Genomic DNA, 16,765 nt, shown 5'->3' on the forward strand with positions numbered 1-16,765 from the left:
CAATTCCCTTGCTGTTCGACATCGTCCTACCACCAGCGCGCGGGTTTCGCCACGAAGCCCGCGGCGCGTTCAAGAACATGTGCGACGTTCAGCAGATCGGCCTCGCCCCAGGGTTGGCCGATCAGTTGCAGCCCCAGCGGCAAGCCCTGCCGATCCAGCCCGGTCGGCAGCGCGATCCCCGGCAGGCCGGCGAGGTTCACGGTCACCGTGAAGACGTCGTTGAGGTACATCTGCACCGGGTCGGCATCCGCCATCTCGCCCAGCCCAAACGCGGCCGAGGGGGTGGCGGGGGTCAGGATCGCGTCGATGCCGTCGCCGAAAACCTGGTCGAAGTCGCGCTTGATCAGCGCGCGGACCTTGCGTGCGCGGTTGTAATAGGCGTCGTAGAAGCCGGCGGACAGCACATAGGTGCCGATCATCACCCGGCGCTGCACCTCGGGGCCGAAGCCTTCGGCGCGGGTCTTTTCGTACATCTCGGTAATGCCGTCGCCCTGGCTGAGCTTCGCGCGGTGCCCGTAGCGCACGCCGTCGTAGCGCGCGAGGTTCGACGAGGCCTCGGCCGGGGCGATGACGTAGTAGGCGGGCAATGCGTATTTCGTGTGTGGCAGGCTGATATCGACAACCTCGGCGCCCGCGTCGCGCAGCATCTGCGCACCGTCGGCCCAGAGCTTCTCGATCTCGTCGGGCATGCCGTCCATGCGGTATTCACGGGGCAGGCCGATGCGCTTGCCGCGGATGTCGCCGGTCAGCGCGGCCTCGAAATCCGGCACGGGCAGGTCGGCGCTGGTCGAATCCTTCGCGTCATGCCCGCACATCGCCTGCAGCATGATCGCCGCGTCCTGCACGGTGCGTGTCATCGGCCCGGCCTGATCGAGCGAGGAGGCGAAGGCGATGATCCCCCAGCGCGAGCAGCGCCCGTAGGTGGGCTTGATCCCGACGGTGCCGGTGAATGCCGCGGGCTGGCGGATCGAGCCGCCGGTATCGGTGCCGGTCGCGCCCAGGCACAGGTTCGCCGCGACCGCCGACGCCGAGCCACCGGACGAGCCGCCGGGGGTCAGGGCCGTGTCGTCGTTGCAGCGCCGCCAGGGGTTCACGACCGGACCGTAGCACGCCGTCTCATTGGACGAGCCCATGGCAAACTCGTCCATGTTCAGCTTGCCGAGCATCACCGCGCCTGCGTCGCGCAATTGCGCCGAGACGGTCGATTCGTATTCGGGGCGGAAGCCGGAGAGTATGCGGCTGGCTGCCTGGCTCGGCATGCCCTCGGTGCAGAACAGGTCCTTGATGCCCACCGGGATGCCGCACATAGCCGGGGCATCGCCCTGCTGCAGGCGAATATCGGCGGCCCTGGCGCGGTCCAGCGCGATCTCCGGCGTCTTGTGGACGAAGGCGTTGAGCGCGCCCGCAGCCTCGATCGCGTTCAGACAGGCCTCGGTCAACTCGACCGAGGTCATCTCGCCCCGGCGCAGCGCGTCGCGGGCCTCGGCGATGGTCAATTCGTTGGGTGCGGTCATTCCACCACCTTCGGGACGGCGAAGAAGCCCTCGCGCGCTTCGGGCGCGTTCGACAGGATGCGGTCCTGCATGCCGCCCTCGGTCACCACATCGGCGCGCCGCTTCAGCCGCATCGGCGTGACCGAGGTCATCGGCTCCACGCCCTCGACGTCGACTTCGTTGAGCTGTTCCATGAAGGTGAGGATCTGCGACAACTCTCCGGCCAGCGCCGGCAGGTTGTCATCGGGCACGCGGATACGCGCGAGTTTCGCCACGCGGCGCGCGGTTTCCAGGTCGATCGTGGACATGGGCTCTCCGGTGTTTTCCGGTTGCGGGTCTGGCGCGGGTTTACCCGTGTGCCGGAAGCCATGCAAGCAGGCCCGCGCCCCTTCACCCAGGCTGAGCTTTGGTGCATTACAGGCAAAACCAGAGGGACGACCATGCACGATATCCGCGCCATCCGCGAAAACCCCGCCGCCTTTGACGATGCGCTCCGGCGCCGGGGGCTTTCGGCGCTGTCCGCAGACCTGCTGGAACTGGATGCCGAGCGGCGCGCGCGCATCACCGCGGCCGAGAATGCCCAGGCCGAGCAGAACCGCGCGTCGAAGGAGGTGGGCGCCGCGAAGGCCCGCGGGGACGAGGCCGAGTTCGAGCGCCTGCGCGCGCTGGTGGCCGAGAAGAAGGCCGAGGTCGCCCGCCTGCACGAGGAGGCCGCTGCCGAGCAGGCGCGGCTGGAAACGATCCTGGCCGGCGTTCCGAACCTGCCGCTGCAGGAGGTGCCCGAAGGGGCGGACGAGTCCGAGAACGTGGAGATCCGCCGCTGGGGAAACCCGCGCAACTTCGAGTTCGACCCGAAAGAGCATTTCGAGATCGCAGGCGTGCAGCCGGGGCTGGATTTGCCGCTGGCGGCAAAGCTGTCGGGATCGCGCTTCATGGTGCTGAAGGGCGCGATCGCGCGGCTGCACCGGGCGCTGGCGCAGTTCATGATCGACACGCATGTGACCGAGCATGGGCTGGACGAGACCTGGACGCCGGTCCTGGTCCGCGACGAGGCGATGTTTGGCACCGGGCAACTGCCGAAATTCACCGAAGACAGCTATCGCACGACGAACGGCTGGTGGTTGATCCCGACCTCGGAAGTGACGCTGACCAACGTGCCGGCGGGCGAGATCCTGGACGAGGGCGCGCTGCCGATGCGGATGACCGCGCATTCGCAGTGTTTCCGGTCCGAGGCGGGATCGGCCGGCAAGGACACCACCGGCATCCTGCGCCAGCACCAGTTCGAGAAGGTCGAGATGGTGACGATCTGCACGCCCGAGGCGGCGCTGGAGGAACACGAGCGCATGACCGCTTGCGCCGAGGCGATCCTTCAGAAGCTGGAGTTGCCCTACCGGACGGTCGTGCTGTGCACCGGCGACATGGGGTTCGGGGCGCAGAAGACCCATGACATCGAGGTCTGGCTGCCGGGGCAGGGCAAGTACCGCGAGATCAGCTCGGTCTCGACCTGCGGGCAATTCCAGGCGCGGCGGATGAACGCGCGCTACCGGCCGGCGGGCGGCGGCAAGCCCGAATTCGTGGCGACGCTCAACGGCTCGGGCCTCGCCGTGGGGCGGGCGCTGATCGCGGTGCTGGAGAACGGGCAGGAGGTCGACGGCTCGGTCACGCTGCCCGAGGCGCTGGTGCCCTGGCTGGGCGGCAAGCGCCGGATCACGCCCGAGGGAGACCTGATCTGAGACCGGCCCGCGCCGCCGCCGATGATGGCGCAAAACGCGGTCACGGCCAGGGTGCACAAATTAGTGCGCTTCGGCAAGCTGTTGATGTGGATGGCAGATTTGGCGCCATTAACCGCAATGAAACTTTCGCGCCGGGCGTTCCGGGGACGCCGTGAGGGCCTGAAACCGGTCCGGGGGGCGGTGCACAGGCAGCGCCCTGGCTCTCGGCACAAGGAGGAGAGCCGATGCAGTTCGATCTGACCGCGGACCAACGCGCGATCCGCGATGCCGCCTTGCGCTATGCCGAGGCGGAGCTGCACCCGCTTCTGGCGCGGATGGATGACGAGGACTGGTATCCCGACCACCTGATGGCGAAGCTGGGCGCGGATGGCTATTGCGGGTTGACCGCGCCGGTGGAACTGGGCGGGGCGGGGATGGACCTGATGGGCGCGGGTCTGGTGGCCGAGGCCTTCGGCTACTGGAACCTCAACGCCGCGTTCATCTGGGGGCCGCACGAGAACCTGTGCCTGAACAACATCCTGAGGAACGGCACGCCCGAGCAGGTGGAGCGCTTCGTTCCCGACCTGTGCGCTGGGCGCAAGGTCGGGGCGCTGGCGCTGACCGAGCCGGGGGCGGGATCGGACGCGCTGGGGTCGATGGCCCTGCGCGCGGCTCGGGAGGGCGACGATTACGTGCTCACGGGCCGCAAGATGTTCATCTCGAACGGGCCGGTGGCGGATCTGGTGCTGACCTATGCCAAGACCGCGCCGGAGCGCGGGGCGAAGGGGATCAGCGCCTTTGTCGTGGAAACGGATGCGCCGGGTTTCTCGGTCGCGCAGACCCTGAGGAAGATGGGGTGGCGGGGTTGCCCGACGGGTGAGCTGATCTTCGACGGCGTGCGGGTGCCCGCGGCGAACCGGCTGGGACCGGAGAATGGCGGGGTCGGCATCGTGATGAGCGGGCTCGATATCGAGCGCGCGTTTCTGGGGCTGCCGTACATCGGCGCGGCGCAGCGGTGCCTGGACCTGTCACTGGAGCATGCGGCGACGCGGCGGCAATTCGGACAGCCGATCGGCAGCTTCCAGATGATCCAGGGGATGCTGGCCGAAATGTATGCCGAGATCGAGGCGGCGCGCACGCTTGCCTATCGCGCGCTGGCGGCCTGCGACGGCTTGGCGCGCGGCGAGGGCGGGCGCGGGGCGATCCACATGCTGACCGCGGCCTCGGTGCTGCACGGGGCGGCGATGATCGCCAGCGTGACCGACAAGGCGGTGCAGATTCACGGCGGCGCGGGGTTTGTCTGGGAGACCGAGGTGAACCGGCACTACCGGAATGCCCGGATCGCCTCGATCGGCGGGGGGACGACGGAGGTGCGCAAGCTGATCATCGCCGAAGAGCTGTTTCGCGCCCGTGGATTGGACCTGCGCTGAGGGCTGCCGGGCGCGTGCGGGGGCCGGGAAGGCCGGGGTGCGCAAATTTGCGCAGTTGGGCAAGCGTTTGATTTATGGACAAAAAACGGTGGCGTTAACCGCAATGAAACTTTCGTGCTGGGGGTCCCTGGCAGGGTTTCGGCGCGCGGGTCGCCGGTTCTCCGCCGCCGAGCCGCGGAGAGGAAGGGTTGCGGCGATAGCCTGCCTCGTGGCGGGGGGCCGGTTCAGGCGAATTCCGCGGCCAGCCGCGTTTCGCCCACGGTCAGGCCGCGCCAGTTTCGCATCGGGCCGCCCAGACGCTTCAGGGCGGCGGGATGGGCGGGGTCCAGCACGCCTTCGCGCGCCAGCAGGGCGACGATCGCGGCTTCGGCGGCGCGGGTGCCGCCATCGACGATCTTCAATGCGATGCCGCGGCCGCTGCCGGGCAGGATGGCGACGAAGACCGCCTCGGCGCCGGTCTTGATGGCGATGCCGTCCATCGCGCGCATCAGTTCGGTGCAGGCGCGGCCCTCGCCGGCGACCATCTCGGGGTGCTGCGCCATCGCTTCGCGCAGGCGGACCATGGCGCGGGCGCGCGCGTCGCCATCGGGACGGGCGGCCGCGAAGCGGGCCATCGCCGCGGCGAGGCCCTGCAGGCTGCAGGCGAAATTCGGCGCCGAGCAGCCGTCGATTCCGTATCCCGGGCTTGCTTCGCCGGTCACCTCTTCGAATGCCGCGCGGACGGCGCGCTGGACGGGGTGGTCCGGTTCGACATACTCCGCTCCGGCGCGCAGATGCCGGCCCAGCATCAGGAACCCGGCATGCTTGCCCGAGCAGTTGTTGTGCAGCTGGCAGGGCGCCTCCTGCGCGCGGATCAGGCGTTCCAGTTCCGGGCGGTCGGCGGGATCGTGCGTGCCGCAGCGCAGGTCGGGTTCGGCCAGCCCCAGATCGGCCAGCCAGCGTTCCACCGCGCGCACATGCGTCCCGGCCCCCTGGTGCGAGGCGCAGGCCAGCGCCAGTTGCGCCGCGCTCAGCCCGTCGCCGGCGCCGGATTCCATCAGGGGCAGCGCCTGGATCATCTTGCAGCTCGATCGGGGATAGATCACGGCGGCGGGGTTGCCCCAGGCGGCGACGACCGCGCCGGTCGCGTCGCAGATCACGGCATGGCCGCGGTGCCGGCTTTCCAGCCGCCCGCCGCGCCACAGTTCGACCATCGGAATAGCGCCTTGCGCGACGTCCGGTGCGCCAGCGGTCACCTGCATTCAACCCTCCCTCACAACTGCGCAATTTTCCGCGCAGAGGGGTTCCGCTGCACGGCTGAATCGCGTTAAGAGGAAGGCTATCGGGCAAAACCCGGCGGCGCCAGACCCGAACCGCAGGGCGGGGTCGACGACCGGCGGGACAAGCGAGTGTCGGAGGCTGAGGCGCAGATGACAGGATGGATGAAGGGGTTCGCGGCCGCCGCTTTGGCGATGGCTGCCGCAACGGGTGCGCAAGCACAGGAATCGACGAACCGGGTCGCGGTGGAAACCGCCTGGAGCGTGTTCGTGGATGGCGATCCGCGTGAATGCTGGGTGGTGTCGGCCCCGACCGAGACCGTGAACACCCGCGGCGGACAACCCGCGCCCAACGTGCGCCGCGGCGATATCCTTTACTTCGTGACCTACCGGCAGGGCGAAAGCGCGCCCGAGATCTCGTTCACCGGCGGCTATCCGTTCGCCGAGGGATCGACCGTGACGGTGCAGGTGGGCGACGATCGCTTCGAGTTGTTCACCAACCCCAGCACGCCGGAATGGGCTTGGGCGGCCTCGCCCGAGGAAGACGCGCGCATCCTGGCCGCCATGCGCCGGGGCGCCAACGCGGTGCTCAGCGCGCGGTCGTCGCGCGGAACCAACACGCGCGATACGTTTTCGCTGTTCGGGGTGACCGCCGCGACCGAGGAAGCGCAGCGCCGCTGCGCCGAGTAACCCGCCGTCCGCGACGAGGCAAAACCGCGCCGGGCTGTTCAGTCCGGCGGGTTTCACCTATATCTGCGGGATCGCCCCGGAGAGACACATGACCGCCCAGAGTCCCACCACCCCGATCACGCAGGACGTGCTGACCCTGCCGCGCAAGGACGTGGCCGGCAAGCCCAACCTGATCGGGCTGACCCGCCCGCAACTGCGCGAGGCCCTGATCGCCGCGGGCACGCCCGAGGCGCAGGCGAAGATGCGCGTGGGGCAGGTGTGGCAATGGCTCTATCACTGGGGGGTGCGCGATTTCGACGCGATGACCAATCTGTCGAAGCCGTTTCGCGCCGGGCTGGCCGAGGAGTTCGAGATCCGCTTGCCGGAGGTCGTGACGCGCCAGATCTCGGCCGACGGGACGCGCAAGTACCTGCTGCGCATCGCCGGCGGGCACGAGGTCGAGACCGTCTACATCCCCGAGGAAGGGCGCGGCACGCTGTGCATCAGCTCGCAGGTCGGTTGCACGCTGACCTGTTCGTTCTGCCACACCGGCACGCAAAGGCTGGTGCGCAACCTGACCGCCGCCGAGATCGTGGGGCAGGTGATGGTGGCGCGCGACGATCTGGACGAATGGCCGGTGCCCGGCGCCACGCGGCGCGAGGATCGGCTGATCTCGAACGTCGTGCTGATGGGGATGGGCGAGCCGCTCTACAACTTCGAGAACGTGCGCGACGCGATGCAGATCGTCATGGACGGCGAGGGGATCAGCCTGAGCCGCCGGCGCATCACGCTGTCGACCAGCGGCGTGGTCCCCGAGATCGCGCGCACGGCCCAGGAGATCGGCTGCCTGCTGGCGGTGAGTTTTCACGCCACCACCGACGAGGTGCGCGACCGGCTGGTGCCGATCAACAAGAGGTGGGACCTGGCGGCGCTGCTGGGCGCGCTGCGCGAATATCCGCGGCTGTCGAATTCGGAACGCATCACCTTCGAATACGTCATGCTGAAGGGCGTGAACGACAGCGACGAGGACGCGCGGCGGCTGGTCAAGCTGATCGCCGGCATCCCGGCCAAGATCAACCTGATCCCGTTCAACGAATGGCCCGGCGCGCCCTACGAGCGGTCGGACTGGGCGCGGATCGAGGCATTTGCCGACATCGTCTTCAAGGCGGGCTATGCGAGCCCGATCCGCACGCCGCGCGGCGAGGACATCATGGCCGCCTGCGGGCAGTTGAAGTCCGCGACCGAACGGGGCCGGAAGCGGGCCTCGGAAATCACCGCCGAGGCAGGTGTCTGACATGCTGCCCGGGGTTCTGCTGCTGGCCCTGATCGGCGCGGCGGCGGGGTATGTCGCGACGCGCCTGATGCGCGTCGATGTCGATCTGCCGACCGCGATGGGCATCGGCGTGCTGGGCGCGGTCCTGGGCGGGTTGGGGCTGCGCGGCTTGCTGACCGTCGGGGGCTGGTTCGTGACCTTCGTGCTGGCGGTGCTGGGGGCGATGGCCTTGCTCTGGGTCTGGCAGGCGGTCACGCGCCGGCGCTGAAGGCGGGCGAGACCGCGGTTTCCGAGAGGCGTCCAAATTTGGACACTTCGACAAGCCTTTGGCAAATCATAGAAAAAGATTGCCGTTAACCGCAATGAAAGCTTTGGCGCTGGCCGCAACATTGCGGCCGGAACGCCGGTGCGATCGGTGTCGCGCGGGGGTGGTCTGGCCCGGCTGAAGCGCCGGCGATTTTGCCTTGAGCGGTGCAGGCGGCGCGGGCGGTCTTCGGGGTCAGAAGGCCTCGGGCCGGGCTTCGCGGGCCATGTGGTCGAGGACGGCGTTGACGAACTTCGCCTCGCGCCCCTCGGGGAAGAAGGCCTGCGCGATCTGCACGAATTCGGTGATCACCACGCGCGGCGGCGTGTCGCCGGCGATCAGTTCGGCGCCGGCGGCACGGAACAGCGCCCGCAGCGTCGGGTCGATCCGGGCGATGGGCCATTTGGCGACCAGCGCGCGGTCGGTCATCTGGTCGATCTCGGCCTGACGGTCGACGGCGAAGTCGACCAGTCGGCCGAAGAGGGCGAGATCGGCCTCGATCCAGGCGGTGCCGTCGGCCTCGACCCCGATGCGGTGGGTTTCGAATTCGCGGCGGATCGCCTCGACCGACTGGTCGGTCTTTTCCATCTGGAACAGCGCCTGAACGGCGTAGAAGCGCGCGGCGCCGCGCAGCGCGCGGGTATCGGTGGTGGTCATGCGCGGTCTCCGCCCTCGGCCAGCAGGATGGTGTCGTCGCTGTCGGCGCGGAAGCCGACCGAGCGGCGGGTACCGCCCCAGCGCCGGGCGAGCGCGATCAGGTGCAAAGCCGCCGCCGCCGCGCCGCCGCCCTTGTCCTGATCGGCGGGATCGGCGCGCACCGCGGCCTGGGCGTGGTTTTCGACCGTCAGGATGCCATTGCCGATGGCGGCGCCCTGCAGCCCGAGCAGCGTTATCGCGCGCGAGCTGTCGTTGCACACCGTCTCGTAATGCGTGGTTTCGCCGCGGATGACGCAGCCGAGGGCCACGAAACCGTCGAAATGCGCCATGCGGAACGCCTGGCCGAGCGCGGTCGGCACCTCCAGCGCGCCGGGCACCTCGATCGTCTCGTATGTGGCGCCGACGGCATCCAGCGTGGCGCGGGCGCCGGACAGCAGGTGGTCTGCGATGTCGCGGTAGAAGGGCGCGACGACGATCAGCACCTTCACCGGCGTGTCGAATTCGGGCAGCGACAGCGTGTAGTGGCTGGGTCCGGCCATGCGTCTCACTCCTTCGGGATCGGGCGGGTGCCGGCGATCTGCAGCCCGTAGGCTTCAAGCCCCACGACCTTGGGTTGCGGCGAGTTGGTCACCAGGATCAGATCGTGCAGCCCCAGCGCGGCCAGGATCTGCGCGCCCAGTCCGTACTGGCGCAGGATCTGCGGCGAATGCCCGTCGCCGCCGGCGACTTTCATCGCGGTGTCGCGCAGCAGCACGACGACGCCGCGCCCCTCGTCGGCGATGACGCGCATCGCGCCCTGTAGGTCGCCCGCGTGTTCGGCGCCGATGCCCAGCACATCCTCCAGCGGGTTGAGGGCATGCATCCGCACCAGCACCGGCGCGGGTGAGGACAGGTCGCCCTTGCTGAGGACCACATGTTCGGCGCCCTGCGTCTGGTCGGTGAAAAGCCGCATCTGCCACGTGCCGCCGTGGAGCGACGCGACCTCATGCGTTGCGGTTTCGCGCACCAGGTTGTCGTGGCGGCGGCGGTAGGCGATGAGATCGGAGATGGTGCCGATCTTGAGCCCGTGCTTCTGCGCGAAGGCCACGAGGTCGGGCAGGCGGGCCATTTCGCCGTCGTCCTTCATGATCTCGCAGATCACGCCCGAGGGGTTGAGCCCGGCGAGCCGCGAGATGTCGACCGCGGCCTCGGTATGGCCGGCGCGCACCAGCACGCCGCCTTCGCGGGCGCGCAGCGGGAAGATATGGCCGGGGGTGGCGATATCCGCGCCGGTCTTGGTCGGGTCGATGGCGACGGCGACGGTTCGGGCGCGGTCATAGGCCGAGATGCCGGTGGTCACGCCCTCGCGCGCCTCGATCGAGACGGTGAAGGCCGTTTCGTGCCGCGAGGCGTTCTTGGTCGACATCAAGGGCAGTCCCAGTGCGTCGATGCGCGGGCCGGGCAGCGTCAGGCAGATCAGGCCGCGCCCGTGCATGGCCATGAAGTTGATCGCCTCGGGCGTGCACATCTGCGCGGGGATGACCAGGTCGCCCTCGTTCTCGCGGTCCTCGTGGTCGACCAGGACGAACATCCGGCCGTTGCGGGCATCGTCGATGATCTCCTCGATGGAGGAGATCGCGTCGCGCCAGTTCTCCTCGACCGGGCCGGGGTTTTCGAAGGTCATGGGACTTCCTTTCGTCGCTCAGGTGCAGATAGCGCAAGGGGGCAGGCTGGGGAAGGGGGCGGGGTCTGCGTGCGGGCATGGCAGGTCTGCGCCAGTGCGCAGAGGCCGGGGCGCAGATCGCGCTTGAGTGAGGCGACGTGCGAGCGCTAGAATCGCGGGATGCGGGGGCCGTCATCCTGCCGTCGCGATTTCATGGCTCTCTGCGGTCGCGGCGGCCCTCCGCCGGTCCCGCACGACGCCGCCAACAGGAGAGACAGATGCCCCGTTCGCCGTTTGCCAGCCCGGCGCCCAGCCGCCGCCGTTTTCTGCAGATCGCCGGATCGACCATGCTGGTCACCGGCGCGGGTGTGTTCAGCATGGCCTCGGCCCGCGCGGGGACCGGGACGCGGCTGCACGTGCTGCACATCAACGACATGCACAGCCGGCTCGAGGAGATCTCGGGGTCGGATGCCACCTGCTCGCCCACCGCCTCGGCCGAGGGGAGCTGTTTTGGCGGCGCGCCGCGGCTGGCCGGGGCGATCCGCGCGCGGCGCGAGGAACTGGGCGCCGAGGGCGTGCCGGTGCTGACGCTGGATGCCGGCGACCAGTCGCAAGGCACGCTCTTCTACACGACCTATCGCGGCAAGGCCGAGGTCGAAATCATGAACATGATCGGCTTCGACGCGATGACGCTGGGCAATCACGAGTTCAACAACGGCCCGGACGCGCTGGCCGAGATGCTGGCCGAGGCGGCGTTTCCGATCGTCGCCGGCAATGTCGTGGTGCCGGAGGGCCACCCGCTGAAGGACCTGGTGCGCGATCACCTGATAGTCGAGGCGGGCGCGGCGCGGGTCGGCATCCTGGGGATCACCACGCCGGATACGGTCTTCCTGTCCTCGCCCGAGCCGGTGACGTTCGAGAACGAGACCCTGCATCTGGAGGGCGCGGTGGCGCGGCTGCGCGAAGCGGGGGTGAACCGCATCATCGTGCTGTCGCATATGGGTTTCGTGCAGGACCAGCGCATCGCCGCCGCGGTCGAGGGGATCTCGCTGATCATCGGCGGGCATAGTCACACGCTTCTGTCGAACACGGTCGAGGGCACGCCGGACTACGCGACGATGGTCGAAGCGCCGGACGGGCGCGCGGTGCCGATCGTGCAGGCCTATGCCTTCTCGCGCTATCTGGGCGATTTGTCGGTGGAATTCGACGAGGACGGCGCGGTGATCGCCGCCGAGGGCGACACGGTGCTGCTGGACGCGAGCTTCGAGCCGGCCGAGGACGTGGCGACGCGCGTGGCGGCGCTGGCCGGGCCGATCGAGGAGTTGAAGCGCACCGAGATCGCCGAGGTGGCCGCCTCGATCGACGGCAGCCGCGAAAGCTGCCGGGCGATGGAGTGCGAGATGGGCAATTCGGTGACCAACGCCATGCTGGAGCGCGTCGGCAATCCCGCGATCACCATAGCGCTGACCAATGGCGGCGGGCTGCGGGCGTCGCTGGAGGCGGGGATGGTGACGGTGGGGGACGTGCTGACGGTGCTGCCGTTCCAGAACACGCTTTACACGATGCAGGTGCCGGGGCGGACGCTGGTCGCGGCGCTGGAGCATGGCGTGAACGGGATCGAGGAAGGGGCGGGGCGGTTTCCGCAGGTCGCGGGGATGCGGTTCCGGCTGGACACCGGCGTCGCGCCGAACGCGGGGCGGGTGTCCGGGGTCGAGGTGGCGACCGAAGACGGCTGGGTGCCGATCGACCCCGAGGCGAATTATGGCCTTGTTACCAACAACTTCATGGCCCGCGGCGGGGACGGCTACGCGATGCTCGCCAGCGACGGGCAGGAGGGTTACGACACCGCCATCGACATGGCCGATGCGCTGGCCGAGTACCTTGCGCGCCACGCCCCGTACAGCCCGGCGATCGAGGGGCGCATCACGCAGTAGCGCCGGACGGGGGGCGTTTCGGGTGCTCCGGCGGGGGCGATAAGGGCCTTCCGCCGCCCGTCGGCAGGGGCTGGCGGGCGTATGGCAAGCGGCTGGCAAGCGTATGGCAAACGTATGGCAGTTCCGAACGGTGCGGCAGGGTTCTGGTAACGGCTCAGCCTGCGAGTTTGGGGTTGTAACCAAACCGAAGAAGGGGGCGCTGCCCCCCTCTTGGCTGCGCCAGTTCACCCCCCGGGATATTTTCGGACAGGAAAAGTCCGCGGCAAGAAGGGCCAGCCCGACCTTGGCGGCGGAGCCTCTTTTCGCCGCGCGCGAAGCGCGCGGCGCCCGGGCCAACGCGAGGAAGGTTCGTGCGCGGAACGCGCACAGCCTGACGAGGGGCGGGAGAACTTCCGTTGGCTTTTTGGCCGGTCGCGGCGGGGAGGGGGCGCGGCGCGGGTTCAGTGGCCGTGGTTGGCCAGCCAGGTGCGCAGGAAGGCGATCTCGGCGTCCTGGTCGGCGATGATCGCTTGGGCGAGGGCGCGGATTTCGGGGTCCTGGCCATGTTCCAGCACGATCCGGGCCATGGCGATGGCGCCTTCGTGGTGGGGGATCATGCCGCGGGCGAAATCGACATCGGCGTCGCCGCTGAAGGCGATGTCCATGTCGGCATGCATCCGGTCGTTGGCTTCCAGATAGGCGCGGGTCGAGGGGGTCGCATCCGCGGGGATGTCGGGCTGCGCCGCGCCGCCGTGGTGGGCGCCGTGGCCGGTCGCATGGCCCTGGCCATGGCCTTGACCGTGCCCTTGGGTTTCCTGCTGGGTCTGGTAGTGTCCGTGACCGTGCCCTTGGCCGTGCGATCCGGCGAGCGAGGCGGCGGTCCAGCCGGTGCCGATCAGAAGGCCGGCCAGGGCGGTGGCGACGAGGGTCTTGCGGGCGGTTGTCATGGTCTGGTCCCTGCTGTGTTGCCGCTTCGGCGGCCCGATTTCAGGGATATGGGGCTTCCGGTTGCGGGAAGGTCAAGGCCCGGTTGCGCCGGAAAATTCCGTGCGCGGTCAATCCATCGCGTAGCCGGCGCCGCGGACGGTGCGGATCGGGTCGGCACCGCCGTGGATGCAGAGCGCCTTGCGCAGGCGGCCGACATGGACGTCGACGGTGCGGGTGTCGATGTAGATGTCGCGCCCCCAGACGCGGTCGAGCAGCGCCTCGCGCGTCCAGACCTTGCCCTGGCGTTCCATCAGCGCGGCGAGCAGACGAAATTCGGTCGGGCCCAGGTGGACGGCCATGCCGCCACGCGTGACGCGGTAGCTTTCGGTATCCAGCCGGACGTCGCCGACCTCGAGCACGGCGCCGGCGGCGGTGGGGCGCACGCGGCGCAGGTTGGCCTTCACCCGCGCCAGCAGTTCGGCCACCGAATAGGGCTTCACGATGTAGTCGTCGGCGCCGGTGTCGAGGCCGCGGACGCGGTCGGCCTCCTCGGACCGGGCGGAGACCATGATCACGGCCGATTGCCGGCCGCCGGCCGTGGCCTTGATCTGGCGGCAGGCCTCCAGCCCCGAGAGGCGGGGCAGCATCCAGTCGAGCAGGATCACGTCGGGCGCTTCCTCGGCCACGGCGAGCATCGCCTCCTCGCCGTCGTTGGCGGTGGCGACGCGGAAGCCCGCGGCCTTCAGGTTGTAGCTGAGCAGCGCCCGTTGCGCCGGTTCGTCATCGACCACCAGAACCAGCGGCTTCTCGGTCTCCTGCATCGGATCAGTCCCTCGGCATGGCGATGGTGGCGGTGGAATGGCCCTTCACGCGCGGCTCGGCCTGGGCGCCCTCGGCCACGTAGATGACGTGTTCGGCGCCGTGGGTGACCAGATCGCCCATGCGTTCGATGTTCTTGGCGATGAAGATGTAGTGCAGGCAGGGGGTGATGTTGCGCGGGTCTTCCATCATGTGGGTGATGAATTCGCGGAAAAGCGCGTTGGTCATGTCGTCGACCTCGACATCGCGGGTGACGACATCGCGGGCGAGTGCGGCGTCGATGCGCGCGAAGGCGTCGAGCATGTCCTTGAGCATCTGCCCGACGAGGCGCGCCTGGCGGCGGAGCGCGCCTGCCGCGCCCTCGATCACCGGGCTGGCGATCAGGACGGGCACGCGCTTGGCCATGTTCTTGGCATAATCGCCCAGCCGTTCCAGATCGCCCGCCATCTTCATCACCGCGACGGCCGAGCGCAGGTCGTCCGCCTGCGGCTGGCGCAGCGCCAGAAGGCGCACCACCTGGCTGTTGATCTCCTCCTCGGCGGCGTCGATGACCTTGTCGCCGCGCACGACCTCGGCGGCCAGATCCTCGTCGCGGGTTTCCAGCGCGCGGGCGGCGCGCAGGATCGCCTCCTCGACATGGCCACCCATGGCCAGCACGCCCAGGCGGATGGTTTCCAGATCGCGGTCGAAGGCGGAGTTGATATGCGGCTTGGTCATGGGCGAGCTTTCATTTCACCGCAGCCTTAGCGGCGGGATGTGACGGTTCGGTGACGGTGTCGGGGGCGGGTTCGGCCGGGGTGTCGGGCGGGGCGGCCGGGAATGCGGGCAGGAGCGTGGTGAAGGTCGCCCCCGCGCCCGGCGCGCTGCGGATGCAGAGCCGGCCGCGGTGCCGGCTGAGGATGTGCTTGACGATGGCGAGACCCAGCCCGGTGCCGCCCTGCTCGCGCGAGCGTGCGCGGTCGATGCGGTAGAAACGCTCGGTCAGGCGGGGGATGTGGATCGGGTCGATGCCGTCGCCGTGGTCGGTGACGCTGATGCGCAGGACCGGCCCCTCGACCCCCGGTGCGGTGGGCAGCGTGTCGGCGAGGATCTCGATCGCGCCGCCGGTGGCGCCGTATTTCACCGCGTTTTCCACCAGGTTGTGGTAGACCTGCACCAGCTGGTCGTAATCGCCCGGCACCTCGGGCAGGTCGTCGGGCAGGGTCAACGTGACCTTGAGGCCGGCGCTTTCGATCTGCGGGCGCAGGGCGGCGAGCGTGGCGCGCAGCACCATGTCGAGCGCGACGGGCGTGCGCGGGCGGATCTTCGCCGCCCCCTCGACGCGCGAGAGCGACAGCAGGTCGGCGACGAGGCCGGTCATCCGCTCGGCCTCGCGGGCCATGATCGCCAGGAACTCGGCACGCGCGGCGGCGTCCTGCGCGGCGGGACCCTGCAGCGTCTCGATGAAGCCGGCGAGCACGGTCAGGGGCGAGCGCAGCTCGTGGCTGACGTTGGCGACGAATTCGCGGCGCTGCGCCTCGGCGGCCTCGCGGTCGGAGACGTCGCGGAAGCTGAAGACCAGCGCGCCGGGGCCGGCGGGGCGGGCGGTGACCTGCCAGACCGTCTCGGCGCTGGTCGAGGCGGTGACGAAGCGCGCGGAAGCCCCCGCATCGCCGGCGAGCGCGCGGTCGAGCATCGCCGCGACCTCGGGCTGGCGCAGATGGGCGCGGATCTGGGCGCCGCGGATCTGGCCGCCCAGCAGTTCCGTCGCCGCCTGGTTGGCGGCCTGCACCCGCCCGTCGCGCCCGACCAGAAGCACCGGGTCGGGCAGCGCGGCGATCAGCGTGTCAACGTCGCGTGCCTGCATCGTCGTTCATCCGAACCTCCCGGTCACATAATCATTGGTGCGGGATTTGTGCGGCCGGGTGAAGATGGTTTCGGTTTCGCCGTATTCGATGATGCGGCCCAGATACATGAAGGCGGTGTTGTCCGAGACGCGGGCGGCCTGGCTCATCGAATGGGTGACGATGACGATGGAATACTGGCCGCGCAGGTCGGTGATCAGGCTTTCGATCTTCGCCGTGGCGATCGGGTCGAGGGCCGAGCAGGGCTCGTCCATCAGCAGCACCTCGGGGTCGGAGGCGACGGCGCGCGCGATGCACAGGCGCTGCTGCTGGCCGCCCGAGAGGCCAAGCGCGCTTTCCTGCAGCCGGTCCTTCGCTTCGTCCCAGAGGGCGGCGGAGCGGAGCGCGCGTTCCACTGTCTCATCCAGGACCGACTTGCGGGTGACGCCGTCGACGCGCAGCGGGTAGGAGATGTTGTCGTAGATCGACATGGCGAAGGGGTTGGGCTTCTGGAAGACCATGCCCATGCGTTTCCTGAGCGCGATCACGTCGACGCCGGGGCCGTAGATGTCGAACCCGTCGGCGAGGATCCGGCCGTCGATGCGCAGGTCGTCGACCAGGTCGTTCATCCGGTTGAGGCAGCGCAGCATGGTTGACTTGCCGCAGCCCGAGGGTCCGATCAGGGCCGTGACCATGCCCTTCTGGATGTCGAGGTTGCAGTCGAAGAGCGCCTGCGCCTGTCCGTACCAGAGGTTGAAATCCTTGATCTCCAGCACCGGGCCGTCGGGGCTTCGGGTGATGTGGTAGTCGGTGGGTTCGATGTCGAGGGTCGTGTTCATCTGGGTAT

17 protein-coding genes are annotated in these 16,765 nt (G+C 69.2%); 6 read left to right on the top strand and 11 right to left on the bottom strand.

Going from position 1 to position 16,765, the window contains the following annotated elements:
* Positions 1-26: 26 nt before the first annotated feature.
* Positions 27-1,514 (bottom strand): Asp-tRNA(Asn)/Glu-tRNA(Gln) amidotransferase subunit GatA, encoded by a 1,488-nt coding sequence (gatA, locus tag IM708_RS12395; protein WP_209426892.1) that lies wholly within the window; start codon positions 1,512-1,514, stop codon positions 27-29.
* Entirely contained in the window at positions 1,511-1,801 is a 291-nt protein-coding gene (gatC, locus tag IM708_RS12400; protein ID WP_209426893.1) for an Asp-tRNA(Asn)/Glu-tRNA(Gln) amidotransferase subunit GatC, read from the bottom strand. The genes gatA and gatC overlap by 4 nt, the downstream gene beginning before the upstream one ends.
* A gap of 132 nt (positions 1,802-1,933) precedes the next feature.
* Here gatC and serS point away from each other — a divergent pair, with 132 nt between their 5' ends.
* On the top strand, positions 1,934-3,226 hold the full coding sequence (serS, locus tag IM708_RS12405) for a serine--tRNA ligase (RefSeq protein ID WP_209426894.1): 1,293 nt from the start codon (positions 1,934-1,936) through the stop codon (positions 3,224-3,226).
* A 224-nt stretch (positions 3,227-3,450) separates the two neighbouring features.
* Positions 3,451-4,635 (top strand): acyl-CoA dehydrogenase family protein, encoded by a 1,185-nt coding sequence (locus tag IM708_RS12410; RefSeq protein WP_209426895.1) that lies wholly within the window; start codon positions 3,451-3,453, stop codon positions 4,633-4,635.
* Positions 4,636-4,859: 224 nt separating this feature from the next.
* Here IM708_RS12410 and IM708_RS12415 read toward each other — a convergent pair whose 3' ends face one another.
* Positions 4,860-5,876: an asparaginase gene (locus IM708_RS12415; protein ID WP_245243164.1), complete on the bottom strand. Its 1,017-nt coding sequence runs from the start codon at positions 5,874-5,876 to the stop codon at positions 4,860-4,862.
* Between the two features lie 168 nt (positions 5,877-6,044).
* On the opposite strand from IM708_RS12415, the gene IM708_RS12420 reads away from it, so the two are divergent.
* The 3 genes from IM708_RS12420 (at position 6,045) to IM708_RS12430 (ending at position 8,101) form a co-directional block, all read left to right on the top strand.
* Entirely contained in the window at positions 6,045-6,581 is a 537-nt protein-coding gene (locus IM708_RS12420) for an invasion associated locus B family protein (RefSeq protein WP_209426896.1), read from the top strand.
* An 88-nt stretch (positions 6,582-6,669) separates the two neighbouring features.
* Positions 6,670-7,854, top strand: a complete 1,185-nt coding sequence (gene rlmN / locus IM708_RS12425; RefSeq protein WP_209426897.1) for a 23S rRNA (adenine(2503)-C(2))-methyltransferase RlmN — start codon at positions 6,670-6,672, stop codon at positions 7,852-7,854.
* A gap of 1 nt (position 7,855) precedes the next feature.
* Positions 7,856-8,101 carry a GlsB/YeaQ/YmgE family stress response membrane protein gene (locus tag IM708_RS12430; RefSeq protein ID WP_348524968.1) on the top strand — a complete coding sequence of 82 codons (246 nt, stop codon included), beginning with the start codon at positions 7,856-7,858 and terminating at the stop codon, positions 8,099-8,101.
* A 231-nt stretch (positions 8,102-8,332) separates the two neighbouring features.
* Here IM708_RS12430 and nusB read toward each other — a convergent pair whose 3' ends face one another.
* The 3 genes from nusB to ribB are packed head-to-tail and all read right to left on the bottom strand — an operon-like array spanning position 8,333 to position 10,457.
* On the bottom strand, positions 8,333-8,794 hold the full coding sequence (nusB, locus tag IM708_RS12435; RefSeq protein WP_209426898.1) for a transcription antitermination factor NusB: 462 nt from the start codon (positions 8,792-8,794) through the stop codon (positions 8,333-8,335).
* On the bottom strand, positions 8,791-9,333 hold the full coding sequence (locus IM708_RS12440; protein ID WP_209426899.1) for a 6,7-dimethyl-8-ribityllumazine synthase: 543 nt from the start codon (positions 9,331-9,333) through the stop codon (positions 8,791-8,793). The genes nusB and IM708_RS12440 overlap by 4 nt, the downstream gene beginning before the upstream one ends.
* A 5-nt stretch (positions 9,334-9,338) precedes the next feature.
* A complete protein-coding gene (gene ribB, locus IM708_RS12445; protein ID WP_209426900.1) occupies positions 9,339-10,457 on the bottom strand; it encodes a 3,4-dihydroxy-2-butanone-4-phosphate synthase in 1,119 nt (372 codons plus the stop codon).
* A gap of 257 nt (positions 10,458-10,714) precedes the next feature.
* On the opposite strand from ribB, the gene IM708_RS12450 reads away from it, so the two are divergent.
* Positions 10,715-12,370 (top strand): 5'-nucleotidase C-terminal domain-containing protein, encoded by a 1,656-nt coding sequence (locus IM708_RS12450; RefSeq protein WP_209426901.1) that lies wholly within the window; start codon positions 10,715-10,717, stop codon positions 12,368-12,370.
* A gap of 440 nt (positions 12,371-12,810) precedes the next feature.
* Here the strand turns inward: IM708_RS12450 and IM708_RS12455 are convergent, their stop codons facing one another.
* The 5 genes from IM708_RS12455 to pstB all read right to left on the bottom strand — a co-directional run bounded on the left by IM708_RS12455 (position 12,811) and on the right by pstB (position 16,757).
* Positions 12,811-13,296 (bottom strand): DUF305 domain-containing protein, encoded by a 486-nt coding sequence (locus IM708_RS12455; RefSeq protein ID WP_209426902.1) that lies wholly within the window; start codon positions 13,294-13,296, stop codon positions 12,811-12,813.
* Between the two features lie 108 nt (positions 13,297-13,404).
* Entirely contained in the window at positions 13,405-14,097 is a 693-nt protein-coding gene (gene phoB, locus IM708_RS12460; protein WP_209426903.1) for a phosphate regulon transcriptional regulator PhoB, read from the bottom strand.
* 4 nt (positions 14,098-14,101) lie between these two features.
* The gene (phoU, locus tag IM708_RS12465; RefSeq protein ID WP_209426904.1) at positions 14,102-14,812 is read right to left on the bottom strand and encodes a phosphate signaling complex protein PhoU; all 711 of its coding nucleotides are present in this window, start codon (positions 14,810-14,812) and stop codon (positions 14,102-14,104) included.
* 10 nt (positions 14,813-14,822) lie between these two features.
* Complete coding sequence (locus IM708_RS12470) at positions 14,823-15,941, bottom strand: ATP-binding protein (RefSeq protein WP_209426905.1); 1,119 nt, start codon at positions 15,939-15,941, stop codon at positions 14,823-14,825.
* A gap of 6 nt (positions 15,942-15,947) precedes the next feature.
* Positions 15,948-16,757 (bottom strand): phosphate ABC transporter ATP-binding protein PstB, encoded by an 810-nt coding sequence (gene pstB, locus IM708_RS12475; RefSeq protein ID WP_209426906.1) that lies wholly within the window; start codon positions 16,755-16,757, stop codon positions 15,948-15,950.
* Positions 16,758-16,765 lie beyond the last annotated feature (8 nt).

Origin of the sequence: Pararhodobacter sp. SW119 (assembly GCF_017811755.1) — a bacterium.
Lineage (GTDB): Bacteria > Pseudomonadota > Alphaproteobacteria > Rhodobacterales > Rhodobacteraceae > Pararhodobacter.

Bases quoted from the DNA above. Each gene is read 5' to 3' on its own strand.
- gatA (WP_209426892.1), bottom strand. From the start codon at position 1,514: ATGACCGCACCCAACGAATTGACCATCGCCGAGGCCCGCGACGCGCTG.
- gatC (WP_209426893.1), bottom strand. From the start codon at position 1,801: ATGTCCACGATCGACCTGGAAACCGCGCGCCGCGTGGCGAAACTCGCG.
- serS (WP_209426894.1), top strand. From the start codon at position 1,934: ATGCACGATATCCGCGCCATCCGCGAAAACCCCGCCGCCTTTGACGAT.
- IM708_RS12410 (WP_209426895.1), top strand. From the start codon at position 3,451: ATGCAGTTCGATCTGACCGCGGACCAACGCGCGATCCGCGATGCCGCC.
- IM708_RS12415 (WP_245243164.1), bottom strand. From the start codon at position 5,876: ATGCAGGTGACCGCTGGCGCACCGGACGTCGCGCAAGGCGCTATTCCG.
- IM708_RS12420 (WP_209426896.1), top strand. From the start codon at position 6,045: ATGACAGGATGGATGAAGGGGTTCGCGGCCGCCGCTTTGGCGATGGCT.
- rlmN (WP_209426897.1), top strand. From the start codon at position 6,670: ATGACCGCCCAGAGTCCCACCACCCCGATCACGCAGGACGTGCTGACC.
- IM708_RS12430 (WP_348524968.1), top strand. From the start codon at position 7,856: ATGCTGCCCGGGGTTCTGCTGCTGGCCCTGATCGGCGCGGCGGCGGGG.
- nusB (WP_209426898.1), bottom strand. From the start codon at position 8,794: ATGACCACCACCGATACCCGCGCGCTGCGCGGCGCCGCGCGCTTCTAC.
- IM708_RS12440 (WP_209426899.1), bottom strand. From the start codon at position 9,333: ATGGCCGGACCCAGCCACTACACGCTGTCGCTGCCCGAATTCGACACG.
- ribB (WP_209426900.1), bottom strand. From the start codon at position 10,457: ATGACCTTCGAAAACCCCGGCCCGGTCGAGGAGAACTGGCGCGACGCG.
- IM708_RS12450 (WP_209426901.1), top strand. From the start codon at position 10,715: ATGCCCCGTTCGCCGTTTGCCAGCCCGGCGCCCAGCCGCCGCCGTTTT.
- IM708_RS12455 (WP_209426902.1), bottom strand. From the start codon at position 13,296: ATGACAACCGCCCGCAAGACCCTCGTCGCCACCGCCCTGGCCGGCCTT.
- phoB (WP_209426903.1), bottom strand. From the start codon at position 14,097: ATGCAGGAGACCGAGAAGCCGCTGGTTCTGGTGGTCGATGACGAACCG.
- phoU (WP_209426904.1), bottom strand. From the start codon at position 14,812: ATGACCAAGCCGCATATCAACTCCGCCTTCGACCGCGATCTGGAAACC.
- IM708_RS12470 (WP_209426905.1), bottom strand. From the start codon at position 15,941: ATGCAGGCACGCGACGTTGACACGCTGATCGCCGCGCTGCCCGACCCG.
- pstB (WP_209426906.1), bottom strand. From the start codon at position 16,757: ATGAACACGACCCTCGACATCGAACCCACCGACTACCACATCACCCGA.